Origin of the sequence: Polaribacter ponticola, assembly GCF_026191475.2 — a bacterium.
GTDB lineage: Bacteria > Bacteroidota > Bacteroidia > Flavobacteriales > Flavobacteriaceae > Polaribacter > Polaribacter ponticola.
Genome location: NZ_JAOSLC020000003.1, coordinates 890,655 through 903,908, shown reverse-complemented (window position 1 = coordinate 903,908; position 13,254 = coordinate 890,655). Strand labels below are relative to the sequence as shown.

The following is a 13,254-nucleotide window of genomic DNA, read 5'->3' as shown; positions in this document are numbered from 1 at the left end:
ATATGATAAAAAATATCGTTCTAGGAATAAAAGAATACGCTGGTGCTTTTGCATTAATTTCAAAGTTAAAACTTTGGAAGTATTTTGTAGTTCCTATTTTAATAAGTATTGTAACAGCTGTTTTAATTGGTGTAGAGGCGTATGTTTTATCTGATAATATTGGAGGGGTTATTTCTAAATTATGGATTTGGGAATTTGGAAAAGAAGCTTTTATAGCTATTAGTAACTTTGTTGGTGGATTAGTTGTTGTAATCATTGGTTTAATTCTTTATAAACACATTATAATGGCTTTATCTGCGCCTTTTATGAGTTTTGTGTCAGAAAAAATTGAAGCACATTTTTATGGAAATGTAAAACATTTGCATAGAAAAACTACAAATACAGAACAATTAGTTAGAGGTGTTAGAATAAATGTTAGAAATTTATCAAAAGAACTTTTAATAACATTACCTATTTTAGTACTTAAATTTATACCAGTAGTAAATATATTTTCAACATTTTTACTCTTTATGGTTCAGTCTTATTACGCAGGTTTTGGTAATATGGATTACACTTTAGAACGTCATTTAGATTATAAGAAAAGTGTAGATTTTGTAGGTAATCATAAAGGTTTTGCAATAGGAAATGGTGTTGTTTTTATGTTGTGTTTGTTAATTCCGGTAATTGGTATAATTATCGTTTTACCATTATCTGTAACAGCAGCTTCTACTAAAACATTGGCTTTACTACATAAGAAACAAGAACTCGTTTATGAAAAATAAGTTTTATAATTATATAGAAAATTTGCAAGACACTATTACTTCTAAAATTGAAGAAGTTGATGCTGGCGCAAAATTTAAAGAAGACCTTTGGACAAGAAATGAAGGTGGTGGAGGAAGAACTCGAGTTATAGAAAACGGAAATGTTTTTGAAAAAGGAGGTGTAAATATCTCTAAGGTTTTTGGCGAATTACCAGAAGCTTTAAGAAAACAGTTTGGTGTAACAGAAGGTAATTTCTTTGCATGTGGTTTAAGTTTAGTTTTGCATCCAACAAATCCTTTTGTACCTACTGTACATGCAAATTGGCGTTATTTTGAAATGTATGATTCCGAAGGAAATATTGTAACACAATGGTTTGGTGGTGGTCAAGATTTAACACCTTATTATTTGTTTGATGAAGATGCTACGCTTTTTCATACAGTTTGTAAATCGGCTTGCGACAAGCATAATTCAGAATTTTATCCGAAGTTTAAAGAAACTTGCGATAATTACTTTTGGAATAAACATAGAAATGAAGCTCGTGGAATTGGAGGTTTATTCTTCGATTATTTAAAAGAAACCGAAGAATTTACAATGCAAGACAGGTATAATTTTGTTACAGAAGTTGGTGATAGTTTCTTAGAAAGTTATGTGCCAATTGTAGAAAAACGAAAAGAAATTTCATTTACAAAACAGCATAAAGATTGGCAAGAAGTACGAAGAGGACGTTATGTAGAGTTTAATTTAGTACATGACCGTGGAACACTTTTCGGTTTAAAAACCAACGGAAGAATAGAAAGTATTTTAATGTCTTTACCACCAACGGTTCAGTGGATTTACAATCATCATCCAGAAGAAAATTCCGAAGAAAACAAACTTCTAAAAGTTTTAGCAAAACCTAAAAACTGGGCCTAAATTTGCTGAAAACATAATTATAAAGCCATAAAACAGTATTTTTTATTTTAAAATTGATTTTTGGCTTTCTTTTTTACGAATATCATAAATATTAACAAAAATTTTCATTAATATAAATATGAAAAAATCGGTAGTATTTTGTACTTTTGCTCTCGTTAAAACAGACTTATTATGGCAAGATTTGAATTAAAGTTACCAAAAATGGGAGAAAGTGTTGCTGAAGCAACTATTACTTCTTGGTTAAAAGAAGTAGGTGATACCATTGAATTAGATGAAGCTGTTGTAGAAATTGCTACTGATAAAGTAGATTCTGAAGTACCTTCTGAAGTAGAAGGAACTCTTGTTGAAATTTTATTTAACCAAGACGATGTAGTAGCTGTTGGAGATACGATAGCAGTTATTGAAACTGAAGGTGGAGATGTTGTTGCAAGTACAGAGGTTAAAGTTGAGGCGCCAAAAGAAGTAGCAGAAGTTGAAAAAAAGATAGAAAAAGTTGTAGAAGTTGTTTCTGCACCAATATCTAAGACTTCGGATTCAGGTAAATTTTATTCACCTTTAGTAAGAAATATTGCTGAGAAAGAGGGCGTTTCTATGATTGAATTAGGTGCAATTTCTGGTTCAGGAAAAGATAATAGAGTAACTAAAGATGATATTTTAACTTACATAGCAAATAGAGGAAAAAATCCTCAGCCTAAAATTGTAGCTTCTCAACCAGAAACACCAACAAAGTCAGATAAACCTGTTGCTAAAGCGGCGCCAGTTTCTGTAAATGGTGAAGACGAGGTTATTGAGATGAGTAGAATGGGGAAACTAATCGCCAAACATATGGTTGATTCTGTTCAAACTTCTGCACATGTTCAGTCATTCATAGAAATTGATGTTACTAATATTGTAAAATGGAGAAATAAAGTTAAAGATGCTTTCTTAAAAAGAGAAGGAGAGAAGTTGACTTTTACACCAATTTTAATGCACGCAGTTGCATCAACAATTAAAAAATATCCTTTGATAAATATTGCTTTAAATGGTGATACAATTATCAAAAAGAAAAATATAAACCTTGGTATGGCTGCAGCTTTACCAGACGGAAATTTAATTGTTCCTGTTATTAAAAATGCAGATCAATTAAACTTGGTCGGAATGACAAAAGCTGTAAATGATTTAGCAGGAAGAGCAAGAAATAATCAATTAAAGCCAGATGAAATTCAAGGAGGAACTTATACTGTAACAAATGTTGGTAGTTTTGGTTCTGTAATGGGAACACCAATTATCAATCAACCACAAGTTGCAATTTTAGCTTTAGGTGCTATTAGAAAAGTACCTGCTGTAATTGAAACTCCAGATGGAGATTTTATTGGAATCAGACAAAAAATGTTTGTATCTCATTCATACGATCATAGAGTTGTAAACGGCGCTTTAGGCGGAATGTTTATTAAAACTTTAAAAGAGATTATAGAAGCTTGGGATGTAAACCAAGATTTCTAAAATAGTTATTCTAATTTAAATTATTAAACGCTTGGTTATTCCAAGCGTTTTTTTGTTTTACTCACGATTAGTCTTTGAAAATATCTAATTCGTTTTTAAAACATTTAAATTCTAAAGGGTTATTACTATAATCTAGAAAAAACATTGTTTTTTGTTCTCCAATTTTGTTTTTATATCTTTTTTGAGGTTTGATAATAAAATCTACTTTATGCTTTTCTAAGCTTTCCTGTATCGTACTAAAGACTTTATTTTCTACTAGACAACCAAAATGTGGAATTGGAACTTTAAGGTTTTCTACATTTCCACAGTAATCTAATTTTGGTATTTTATCAGATACATGAACAGAAAGTTGATGTCCAAAAAAATTAAAATCTACCCAATGCTCAGTTTGTCTACCTAATTTACAGCCAAGTATGAGGTTGTAAAAAATTATTGTACTTTCTAAGTCTTTTACTTTAAATGCAAGGTGAAATTTATTATTCATAGTTAATAACCTTTTTTTAATGAAACTGTATTTAAAAGTGTTTCTCTATTTATAAATCGTTTGTAATTTTCTGAAATTTGGTTTGATGCTTGCTCAACATCAGTTAAGCTAGCTACATGTGGTGTTATTTTAATTTTTGAATGATTCCAAAACGGATGATTTTTAGGTAAGGGCTCCTTTCTAAAAACATCTAACAAAGCTCCAGAAATATCACCTTTTTCTAAGGCATTAAGTAAATCTTTTTCTACTAAATGCTCTCCTCTTCCTGCATTTATAAGAAATGCATTATTAGGTAATTTTTCAAAAACATTTTTATTTAATATGTTAGCTGTATTCTTTGTTAAAGGCAAAAGATTGATTAAAAAATCTGAATCTGCTAAAAAGGTATCGAACTCATTTTCTTCATAATAACTATCAACATTTAGTATGTCTTTTTTTGAATTACTCCAACCTTTAACATTAAACCCAATTTGAGAAAATTTCTCTGCAACTAAGCTTCCAATTTTTCCTAAACCTAAAATGGAAATAGTAGTTTTATTAATAGTTTTATAGGAGTGTTGTTGCCATACTTTGTCAGTTTGTTGAGTCAAATAAGTGTTTGTGTTTTTTAATTCTGCCATTACTATTGTAATTAAAAACTCCCACATATCATTGGATAGTGTTTTATCAATAATTCGGGTAACTATTGTTTCCTTGTTAATTTTTTGAGAGTTTGTAATGTGGTCTATTGATGCTCCTACAGATTGTACAATTTTAACATTTAAAAAATTTTCAAAAACATCTTTTTTAGGTCTCCAACAGATTATAAAATCTACAGATTCATTTTTTTTAACCTTTGGATATACTTCTATTAAAGTATTAGGTATTTTCATCTTTAGTTCTTTTAACCAGGGTTTTACATCTTTGTTTTCGAAAATTAGTAGAATACTCATACGTTTCATGTTTTGTACAAAGATAAAATCTAATTTAATAATCGTAAAATTGATTTGGTTGTTAATGGTTATATTTGCAATTGAAAAGAAGTTTTTTGTTTTAAATTTAAGTTTATACAATGGTAGATGATATAGATAGGCAATTGTTAGATATTTTAAAAGATAATTCTAGAATGTCTTTTGCAGATTTAGGAAGGCAAATAAATCTTTCTCCATCAGCAGTTAGAGAAAGAATTCAAAAGTTAGAAGAATTTGAAGTGATTAAAAAATACACATTAGATTTAGATAACAAAAAACTTGGAAATGATTTGGAAGCTTTCATTTTGTTAAAAGTTTTTCCAGGACAATTGAAGCATATATTAAAAAAAATAAATAACTTTAGAGAAGTTAAGGAAGCTCATAGAATAACTGGTAGTCAAAATATTCACTTAAAAGTTGTGGTTCAAAATCAATTAAAATTACAACAGTTATTAGATGCATTAATGGTTTTTAGTGATACAAATACATTTCTTATTCTTTCTAAAATATAAGTTTTTATTCACATCAATATTTATAGACTCTTATTTGTAAATGTTTTTTTGTTTCTTTGAAAACGATAACTTTTTAATTTAATGGCATTCAGTAATCCTATATTATTTTTTCTTTGTTCCATTGGAGTATTTAATGGTTTTTTAGCAAGTTTTTATTTTCTTTTTTTAGTAAAGAAAAGAGAGTACAAAATTTATTTTTTGGTGCTTTATTGTTAATGTTAAGTTTAAGAATAGGAAAGTCTGTCTATATTATTTTTACTGAAAGGGAAAGTAGAGATTTGTTGCTTTCTCAAATAGGATTATCAGCATGCTTTTTAATAGGAATTTCTTTGTTCTATTATTTAAAATCTTCAGTAGAGAATAAGAAGACTATTGCTAAAAGTTGGAAGATTCATTTTAGTATTCTTTCTGTATTTATAGTTTTAATAGGTTTATTAAAACCCTATAGAACAAATGTAGATTTTTGGCATCAATATTTTATTCATTTCATTTATTCAGTTTGGGGAATTTATTTAGTACTTTCTGCCTTTATTCTAAAGAGTATTTTTAGAAAATTATTTAACAAAAATGAAAAATTAACTACCTCAGAATCTTGGTTAATCTGGGTGTTTGTAGGTAATGTTTTAATTTTTTCTGCTTATATAATAGGTTATTTTTATTTGTACTTAATTGGTACAATAACTTTTTCAGTTGTGTTTTATGGACTGTTAATTTTCCTGTTATTTAGAAGTAATAGAGAAAATGTTTTTAAAGATATTCCAGAAAAATATGCATCTAAAAAAATAAAAACGAAAGAGGCAAATGCTTTAGTTGTATCTTTAAATTCTGTAATGTTAGAAAAGCAGTTTCATAAAAACACAAATGTTAAACTAATAGACATTGCCAAAGAGTTACAGATTTCTACACACCAATTATCACAATTGTTAAACGATAATTTAGGTAAAAGTTTTGCTTTTTTTATAAATGAGTATAGAGTTGATGAAGCAAAACAATTATTAAAAGAAAACAACCAATTTACATTAGAAGCAATAGGATTTGAAGCTGGATTTTCTTCTAAATCAAGTTTTTACGCTACTTTTAAGAAAAATGTAGGGCAAACGCCATCTGCATTTAAGAAGCAGTATCAATAGGTTTATTTGTCCTGATTTATAATTCTGGACACCTCAATTATAATAATTCACTACTTTTTTTTATTGATTTTAGAGATTTGACAAAATCTTTAAAACAAATAATTATGAGGAATTATATTTTCTTTTTTGCCTTTTTTTAGGCGTTCAAATTTCGAATGCTCAATCAGATACATTATTAATTGAAAAAACATTACAAAATTATATGGATGGAAGTTCATATAATAAACCAGAGATGTTATTAAGCACATTTACTAAAAATGCAACCTTATATCTTACAGGTAGAGATGGTTTTAAATTGTATTCACCAGAAGAATACGTTGGTTTTTTCAAGAATGCTAAAATTGGTAAATTTAATGGTAGAGTTGCAACAATTTTGGCAACAGAAGTTGTAAAAGATATTGCAACTGCAAAAGTTGAAATTGCTGGTCCGGATAGAAAATGGATTTATATAGATTTATTTCTATTAAAGAAATTTGAAAATGGTTGGAAGATAATTAGTAAAACTGCAACTCGTGTAGATGATGGAAAATAGAAACAAGAAGTATTTTGCTATATTTATTATGCTTTTCATGTTTATTGTTGGTTATGCACAAAAATCAACCATAAAATATATAGATACTAAAATAAAAGTAGATGGTAAATTTAACGAACAGGTTTGGCAACAATTGCCGGAATATACTGGCTTTTACAATTATTTGCCTACAGATATTGGTTTGGCAGAAAACCAAACATCAGTAAAAATATTCCATAATAAAGAATATTTATATGTTAGAGCAATTTATAACGATTCAACAGAAAGAACCCAAGTTAGCACTTTAAAAAGAGATGTTTCAATTGCGTTTAGCGATTCTTTTGTTATAATTTTAGATACCCAAAATCAAGAACAGAATGGTTATTTCTTTGCAGTAAATTCTTTAGGAAACCAAACAGACGGATTGGTTGGTAGAAGTAATAGTGATTATAATTTAAGTTTTAGTTGGAACACAATTTGGCAATCTAAGGCAATTTTAAACGGAACTAAAAAGCAATATGAAATAGCAATACCTTTAAAAGCATTAAATTTTGATGCGAGTAATGGTGTGTTTGGTGTGCAATTTTATGTTAGAGATATTAAAAATAATTCTTGGACTATTTTTAAAAATGTAAAACGAAATTATGCGAATTTAGATTTACGTTTTACAGAGAAATTCTCTATTGAAAATTTACCTAAAAAATCTAATTCTAGGTTTACAGTAACACCATCTGTAACAACCAATTTTCAAAAAGATGTTGCTAATAATACTGATTTAAATTCTTTTAAACCAAGTTTAGATGTTCAATACAATGTTACTTCTTCCTTAAAATTAGATGCTACTATAAATCCTGATTTTTCGCAAATTGATGTAGATCAACAAGTAACTAATTTAACCCGTTTTGCTTTAAATTTTCCTGAACAAAGAAACTTCTTTTTAGAAAATGCAGATTTGTTTTCTAACCTTGGTGTGTTTGGAGTTAATCCGTTTTACTCTAGAAGAATTGGAGCAAGTTCAGCAATTAAATTTGGATTAAAACTATCAGGCAATGTATCGCCAAAAACTAGAATAGGAGTTTTAAATGTTCAAACAGGTAAAGAGAGTGGAGTAGTAGCTCAAAATTTTGGAGTTTTGGTTGCAGAACATCAATTAACTAATAATTTTGCAACTACAGGTTTTATAATTAACAGACAGGAAACGGATAAATTCGATTTTAAAAATGATTTTAACCGTGTAGCAGGAGTTAATGTAAATTACAAGTCTAACAATAATAAATGGACAGGTTTACTTAATTACGGTAAAAGTTTTAATGATGCAATTTCTGGAGATAATTCATTTTACAACGCAAGTGTTTACTTTAATAAAAGAGGTTTAAATTTTAATACATCAGTAAGAAAATTAGGTAAAAATTATATAACAGATGTTGGTTTTACACCTAGGTTATATAATTATGATGCTATAAATAATGTAACTATTAGAGAAGGTTATTTACAAACCTCTTCTGGAGTAGAATATGAGAAGTTTTATGAGAAATCTAAAAGTATAAACTCTGTACGCTTTTTTAATTATGGCTTAAATAATTATTTTGATGAAAACGGGAAACTAACACAGTCTCAACATTCTTTAAACTCTGCGGTATTTTTCAAAGATTTATCTGCTGTTTATTATGTTGTAAATTATGATATAGTCGATTTAAAATATGGTTTTGATCCTTTAGGTAATGGAAATGCTTTAACTCCTGATAAGTATAATTTTGGTATTTTAAAAGTAGGATATAATTCTGCTAATAACCAAAAATTAAGGTATAGAATCAATATTCAAAAAGGAACTTATTATGGAGGAAAAAGAACTACTGCTGGTGCATATTTAAACTATCAAATGTTACCTTTTGCTAATTTAGAGCTTACGTATGATGTTAATAAAATAGATTTAAATCAGTTAGGTAAAGAAACGTTTCATTTAACACGTTTTACAGGTCAAGTTTTTTTTAATAATCGATTAAATTGGACTACGTATGTACAACATAACACACAAAGGGATAATTTTAATGTAAACACTAGGTTGCAATGGGAGTATAGACCACTTTCATATATTTATTTAGTTTTAACGGATAATTTTAATGATCATATAAAAAGACAAAATTGGGGATTTTCATTTAAAATGAATTATCGATTTGATTTTTAAAATTTGAGATATATAATAAATTTTAGGACCCTCTTTTTTAGAGGGTTTCTTATATCTAAAAATATTATATTCGCGAAAGATTAATTCAATTAAACAAAAATCAAACAAATGAAAAAATTAGTAGCAATTTTATTTTTATCAATAGGAACTATTGGTCTAGCTCAAGAATCAGTGAAACTTAGAGTAAATTATAATAAAGGAGATATTTATAAAATGGAAATGTCTCAAAATGTGAGTTCACCACAAATGGTTATGGATATGAAAATAAGTTCTACTCTAAACATTGTTGATGTAAACGAAGGGATTTATAATAGTGAAAGAAAAATTACAAAGGTCGTTTTAGATATCATGCAAGGTATGAATGCTATTAGTTATGACTCAAGTAAGAGTGATGAGGATTTAGATGAAATGGGAATGATGATGAAATCGCAAATGAGCCCGATGTTAAAGGCTGTAATTTCTTCAAAAACAAATAATTTAGGAAAAGTTCTTGAGTCATCGACAAGTGTTGCTTTTCAAGGTTCTGAAAACTTAGGAAAAAGCAATGTTGTTTTTCCGGAAGGAGCTGTTAAAGTAGGAGATACTTTTGAGGTAAAAGAAGCTACTGCTGGAGTAACAATAACTACAGTTTTTACTGTAAAATCAATTTCAGAAAAAAATGTTGTACTAAGTATGGCCGCAACAGGTGCTGCTGATATTAAAGGAACGATGACTTTAGATAGAGTTTCTGGAGTTGCCTTAAAATCTGATGTTATTACAAAAATAGAAGCACAAGGTGTAACAACCACAATGAAACTTGTAACTACAAAAATGTAATATTTAAAAAGTTAAACATAAAAAAGCTCGCAAATTGCGAGCTTTTTTATGTTTAACTTTTACTTTCTATTAAAAAGCCACCAATTCATATCTCTTGTTAACTTGTAACCTAATTTTTCATAAAGAGGTACGGCAGCGTTTCCTTTATTTGTATGTAAAATAGGTAGTTTTTTAGCTTTTATAATTTCTTTGGTTGTATGCGTAATTAATTGTTTTGCGTAACCTCGCTTTGTATAATCTGGATGTGTAACAACTCCACTCACTTCTATAAAATCGTTAGTTTGCATTCTTTGACCTGTAATAGAAACTAGTTTGTTGTCTTTAAAAATACCATAATATTCACCCATTTCAAAACCTCTTCTTTTATAAAAACTAGGCATAACTAACCATATTAAATCGAAGACTTCATTTATATGTTCTTTAGTTAAATGAACGATATTTTCAGTAATTTCTATTTCTATAAAATTTTCTAAAACCATTTGACAACCATCAATTTTTTTATTTAGTACTACATAATTTGTATCTATAATTGGTGTCTGATTTTCTGAAACTAAAAAGAACTTATCAGTTAGTTTAGCATATTCATTTAAAGCTTTTGCTGTTTTTGTTTCATCATAAAAAGAACCAAAAATGCAAATATCTGGATGATAAAATTGAACGCCATCAAATTCTAAAAGATGTTTGTTATGAGTTTCTTTTAAAGAGTGCCAAACGGGGTTTTTTAATTTTTCTTCTAAATTTTTCATCTTAAATAAATGTATAAAAAAAGCTCGCAAATTGCGAGCTTTCATATAAATAGTTTTAAAAATCTATGCTAACATTGTAACAGGATTTTCAATAAACGTTTTTAATGTTTGTAAAAATTGTGCTCCAACCGCACCATCAACAGTTCTGTGATCGCAAGTTAAAGTTAATTTCATTGTATTACCAACAACAATTTGGCCGTTTTTAACAACAGGTTTTTCAACAATTGCTCCAACAGATAAAATTGCTGAGTTTGGTTGATTAATAATAGATGTAAAATTTTCGATTCCAAACATACCTAAGTTAGAAACTGTAAAAGTACTACCTTGCATTTCTGCTGGAGCTATTTTTTTGTTTCTTGCTTTACCTGCTAAATCTCTAACGCCAGCACCAATTTGTGTTAAACTTAATTGATCTGTATGCTTAATTACTGGTACTAATAAACCATCATCTACAGCTACTGCAACACCAACATGAATATGACTATGGTATATAGTATTTGTATCTGTCCAAGAAGTATTTACTTGTGGATGCTTTTTTAATGCCATTGCACAAGCTTTAACAACCATATCGTTAAAAGATACTTTAACATCTGGAATTGCATTTATAGTTTTTCTAGAAGTCATTGCATTATCCATGTCAACTTCAATATTTAAACTAAAGTCTGGTGATGTAAATTTAGAATTACCTAAAGATTTTGCAATTGCTTTACGCATTTGAGAATTCTTTACTTCTTCCGAATTTTCTATACCAACAGCAATGTTATTATTAGTTGCGTTAGGTGCCGAAGCTTCAATCTTTACTATTGGTGTAAAGTTTTCAACATCTTTTTTAATGATTCTTCCGTTTTCTCCAGAACCTTTAATATCAGCTAAATTAAACCCTTTATCAGAAGCAATTTTTTTAGCTAATGGCGAAGCAAATATTCTACCTCCAGAAGTATTAGTTGAATTAGTTGTAGTCTTAGTTTCTACAGCTTTTTCTTCTTTTTCCTCTTCTTTCTTAATAGAAGTAGTTTCTTTTTCAGCAGATGATGCAGAACCGCCGTTAGCAACAATTGCAGAAACATCTGTTCCTGCAGGTCCAATAATAGTTAATAAACTATCTACTGGAGCTGTTTCTCCTTCTTGCACCCCAATGTGTAATAATGTTCCTTCATAGAAACACTCAAACTCCATTGTAGCTTTGTCAGTTTCAATTTCTGCAAGCATATCACCCTCTTCAACTTTATCTCCAACTTTCTTTAACCATGTAGCCACAGTTCCATCAGTCATAGTATCACTCAAACGAGGCATCATAATTACTTGAACTCCTTCTGGAATAGCAACAGCATTGGCTGTAGTAGTAACTTCTACTTCTTTTTCTTCTTCTTTAATAGTTTCTGTTTTTTCAGAAGCAGCACTTGAATTTAAAATTGTAGAAATATCTTCACCTTCTTCACCAATAATAGCTAGTAAAACATCTACAGGAGATGTTTCGCCTTCTTGAATACCAATATGTAATAAAGTTCCTTCATGAAAAGATTCGAACTCCATAGTAGCTTTATCAGTTTCAATTTCAGCTAAAATATCGCCTTCTTCAATTTTATCACCAACATTCTTTAACCATTTTGCCACAACACCTTCTTCCATGGTATCGCTTAAACGCGGCATATTTATAATTGTAGCCATATATCTTAACTTATAAAAGGATAATCTTCTTGTTCATACACCATGTCATATAATTGCTGTGTCTCTGGGTATGGAGAGTCTTCTGCAAATTGTTCACATTCTTTTACTCTATCTTTAACATCTTTGTCTATAGCAGCTATTTCTTCATCCGTAGCATACTTTTTCTCTTTAATAATGTCTAAAATTTGAGTTATTGGGTCAATTTTCTTATATTCTTCTACTTCGTCTTTTGTTCTGTAGTGCTGAGCATCAGACATTGAGTGACCTCTATATCTGTATGTTTTCATTTCTAAGAAAGTAGGGCCATCACCACGCCTTGCTCTTTGTATAGCTTCATCTACAGCTTCGGCTACTTTAATTGGGTTCATTGCATCTACTGGTCCACAAGGCATTTCATATCCTAATCCAAGTTTCCAAATATCTGTATGATTAGCAGTTCTATCTACAGAAGTTCCCATTGCATAACCATTGTTTTCAACAATAAAAATTACAGGAAGTTTCCATAACATAGCCATATTAAAAGCTTCGTGTAAAGAACCTTGCCTTGCAGCACCATCACCAAAACACGTTAAAGTAACAGCATCACTTCCTTTATACTTATCTCCAAAAGCAATACCAGCACCTAAAGGTATTTGGCCACCAACAATACCATGACCACCATAAAAACCGAATTCTTTAGAAAATATATGCATAGAACCACCCATACCTTTAGAAGTACCAGTTACTTTACCATACAATTCTGCCATTACTTTTTTAGGATCTTCTCCCATACCAATTGGCTGAACATGATTTCTATATGCAGTAATCATCTTGTCTTTAGATAAGTCCATTGCATGTAAAGCTCCTGCTAAAATAGCTTCTTGTCCATTATACAAGTGTAAGAAACCTCTTACTTTTTGTTGAATATAAACTGATGCTAATTTGTCTTCAAATTTACGCCAGAAGAGCATGTCTTTGTACCAATCTAAATAGGTTTGTTTAGTGATTTCTTTCATTCTTATATGTTGTTGTTTGTTTAAACGTTTAAGCTTAGCTTATAATAATCTATAACTACAAAAATAACTGTTTTTTAAAGAATAAAAAAACTTGATTTTTTAAATTTAGCGAAAACGATTTC

13 protein-coding genes are annotated in these 13,254 nt (G+C 29.1%); 8 read left to right on the top strand and 5 right to left on the bottom strand.

Going from position 1 to position 13,254, the window contains the following annotated elements; all coding sequences use genetic code 11:
- Positions 1-2 precede the first annotated feature (2 nt).
- From N5A56_RS09090 to N5A56_RS09080, 3 genes are all read left to right on the top strand, one after another.
- Positions 3-761 (top strand): EI24 domain-containing protein, encoded by a 759-nt coding sequence (locus tag N5A56_RS09090; RefSeq protein ID WP_265725171.1) that lies wholly within the window; start codon positions 3-5, stop codon positions 759-761.
- Positions 751-1,653, top strand: coding sequence for an oxygen-dependent coproporphyrinogen oxidase (hemF, locus tag N5A56_RS09085; protein ID WP_265725170.1), 903 nt, complete (start codon positions 751-753; stop codon positions 1,651-1,653). The genes N5A56_RS09090 and hemF overlap by 11 nt, the downstream gene beginning before the upstream one ends.
- 171 nt (positions 1,654-1,824) lie before the next feature.
- Positions 1,825-3,135: a dihydrolipoamide acetyltransferase family protein gene (locus tag N5A56_RS09080; RefSeq protein WP_265725169.1), complete on the top strand. Its 1,311-nt coding sequence runs from the start codon at positions 1,825-1,827 to the stop codon at positions 3,133-3,135.
- Positions 3,136-3,202: 67 nt separating this feature from the next.
- On the opposite strand, the gene N5A56_RS09075 is transcribed toward N5A56_RS09080, so the two are convergent.
- Together N5A56_RS09075 and N5A56_RS09070 are read right to left on the bottom strand one after the other, a co-directional pair.
- Positions 3,203-3,619 (bottom strand): VOC family protein, encoded by a 417-nt coding sequence (locus N5A56_RS09075; RefSeq protein WP_265725168.1) that lies wholly within the window; start codon positions 3,617-3,619, stop codon positions 3,203-3,205.
- Positions 3,620-3,621: 2 nt separating this feature from the next.
- Entirely contained in the window at positions 3,622-4,551 is a 930-nt protein-coding gene (locus N5A56_RS09070; protein WP_265725167.1) for a 2-hydroxyacid dehydrogenase, read from the bottom strand.
- Positions 4,552-4,670: 119 nt separating this feature from the next.
- On the opposite strand from N5A56_RS09070, the gene N5A56_RS09065 reads away from it, so the two are divergent.
- From N5A56_RS09065 to N5A56_RS09045, 5 genes are all read left to right on the top strand, one after another.
- A complete protein-coding gene (locus tag N5A56_RS09065) occupies positions 4,671-5,081 on the top strand; it encodes an Lrp/AsnC family transcriptional regulator (protein ID WP_265725166.1) in 411 nt (136 codons plus the stop codon).
- Between the two features lie 215 nt (positions 5,082-5,296).
- Positions 5,297-6,211, top strand: coding sequence for a helix-turn-helix domain-containing protein (locus N5A56_RS09060; protein WP_274270358.1), 915 nt, complete (start codon positions 5,297-5,299; stop codon positions 6,209-6,211).
- Between the two features lie 85 nt (positions 6,212-6,296).
- Entirely contained in the window at positions 6,297-6,743 is a 447-nt protein-coding gene (locus N5A56_RS09055; protein ID WP_337994840.1) for a nuclear transport factor 2 family protein, read from the top strand.
- On the top strand, positions 6,730-8,907 hold the full coding sequence (locus N5A56_RS09050; RefSeq protein WP_274270357.1) for a DUF5916 domain-containing protein: 2,178 nt from the start codon (positions 6,730-6,732) through the stop codon (positions 8,905-8,907). Before N5A56_RS09055 ends, N5A56_RS09050 begins: the two co-directional genes overlap by 14 nt.
- Positions 8,908-9,015: 108 nt before the next feature.
- Positions 9,016-9,723 carry a hypothetical protein gene (locus tag N5A56_RS09045; protein ID WP_265725160.1) on the top strand — a complete coding sequence of 236 codons (708 nt, stop codon included), beginning with the start codon at positions 9,016-9,018 and terminating at the stop codon, positions 9,721-9,723.
- A gap of 59 nt (positions 9,724-9,782) precedes the next feature.
- Here the strand turns inward: N5A56_RS09045 and N5A56_RS09040 are convergent, their stop codons facing one another.
- From N5A56_RS09040 to pdhA, 3 genes are all read right to left on the bottom strand, one after another.
- Entirely contained in the window at positions 9,783-10,469 is a 687-nt protein-coding gene (locus N5A56_RS09040) for a GNAT family N-acetyltransferase (protein WP_265725159.1), read from the bottom strand.
- Positions 10,470-10,532: 63 nt separating this feature from the next.
- Positions 10,533-12,137: a pyruvate dehydrogenase complex dihydrolipoamide acetyltransferase gene (locus N5A56_RS09035; RefSeq protein WP_274270356.1), complete on the bottom strand. Its 1,605-nt coding sequence runs from the start codon at positions 12,135-12,137 to the stop codon at positions 10,533-10,535.
- Positions 12,138-12,142: 5 nt separating this feature from the next.
- Positions 12,143-13,132, bottom strand: coding sequence for a pyruvate dehydrogenase (acetyl-transferring) E1 component subunit alpha (gene pdhA, locus N5A56_RS09030; RefSeq protein ID WP_265725158.1), 990 nt, complete (start codon positions 13,130-13,132; stop codon positions 12,143-12,145).
- Positions 13,133-13,254 lie beyond the last annotated feature (122 nt).

Bases quoted from the DNA above. Each gene is read 5' to 3' on its own strand.
- hemF (WP_265725170.1), top strand. From the start codon at position 751: ATGAAAAATAAGTTTTATAATTATATAGAAAATTTGCAAGACACTATT.
- N5A56_RS09035 (WP_274270356.1), bottom strand. From the start codon at position 12,137: ATGGCTACAATTATAAATATGCCGCGTTTAAGCGATACCATGGAAGAA.
- N5A56_RS09075 (WP_265725168.1), bottom strand. From the start codon at position 3,619: ATGAATAATAAATTTCACCTTGCATTTAAAGTAAAAGACTTAGAAAGT.
- N5A56_RS09060 (WP_274270358.1), top strand. From the start codon at position 5,297: ATGTTAAGTTTAAGAATAGGAAAGTCTGTCTATATTATTTTTACTGAA.
- N5A56_RS09045 (WP_265725160.1), top strand. From the start codon at position 9,016: ATGAAAAAATTAGTAGCAATTTTATTTTTATCAATAGGAACTATTGGT.
- N5A56_RS09050 (WP_274270357.1), top strand. From the start codon at position 6,730: ATGATGGAAAATAGAAACAAGAAGTATTTTGCTATATTTATTATGCTT.
- N5A56_RS09065 (WP_265725166.1), top strand. From the start codon at position 4,671: ATGGTAGATGATATAGATAGGCAATTGTTAGATATTTTAAAAGATAAT.
- N5A56_RS09070 (WP_265725167.1), bottom strand. From the start codon at position 4,551: ATGAGTATTCTACTAATTTTCGAAAACAAAGATGTAAAACCCTGGTTA.
- N5A56_RS09090 (WP_265725171.1), top strand. From the start codon at position 3: ATGATAAAAAATATCGTTCTAGGAATAAAAGAATACGCTGGTGCTTTT.
- N5A56_RS09080 (WP_265725169.1), top strand. From the start codon at position 1,825: ATGGCAAGATTTGAATTAAAGTTACCAAAAATGGGAGAAAGTGTTGCT.
- N5A56_RS09040 (WP_265725159.1), bottom strand. From the start codon at position 10,469: ATGAAAAATTTAGAAGAAAAATTAAAAAACCCCGTTTGGCACTCTTTA.
- pdhA (WP_265725158.1), bottom strand. From the start codon at position 13,132: ATGAAAGAAATCACTAAACAAACCTATTTAGATTGGTACAAAGACATG.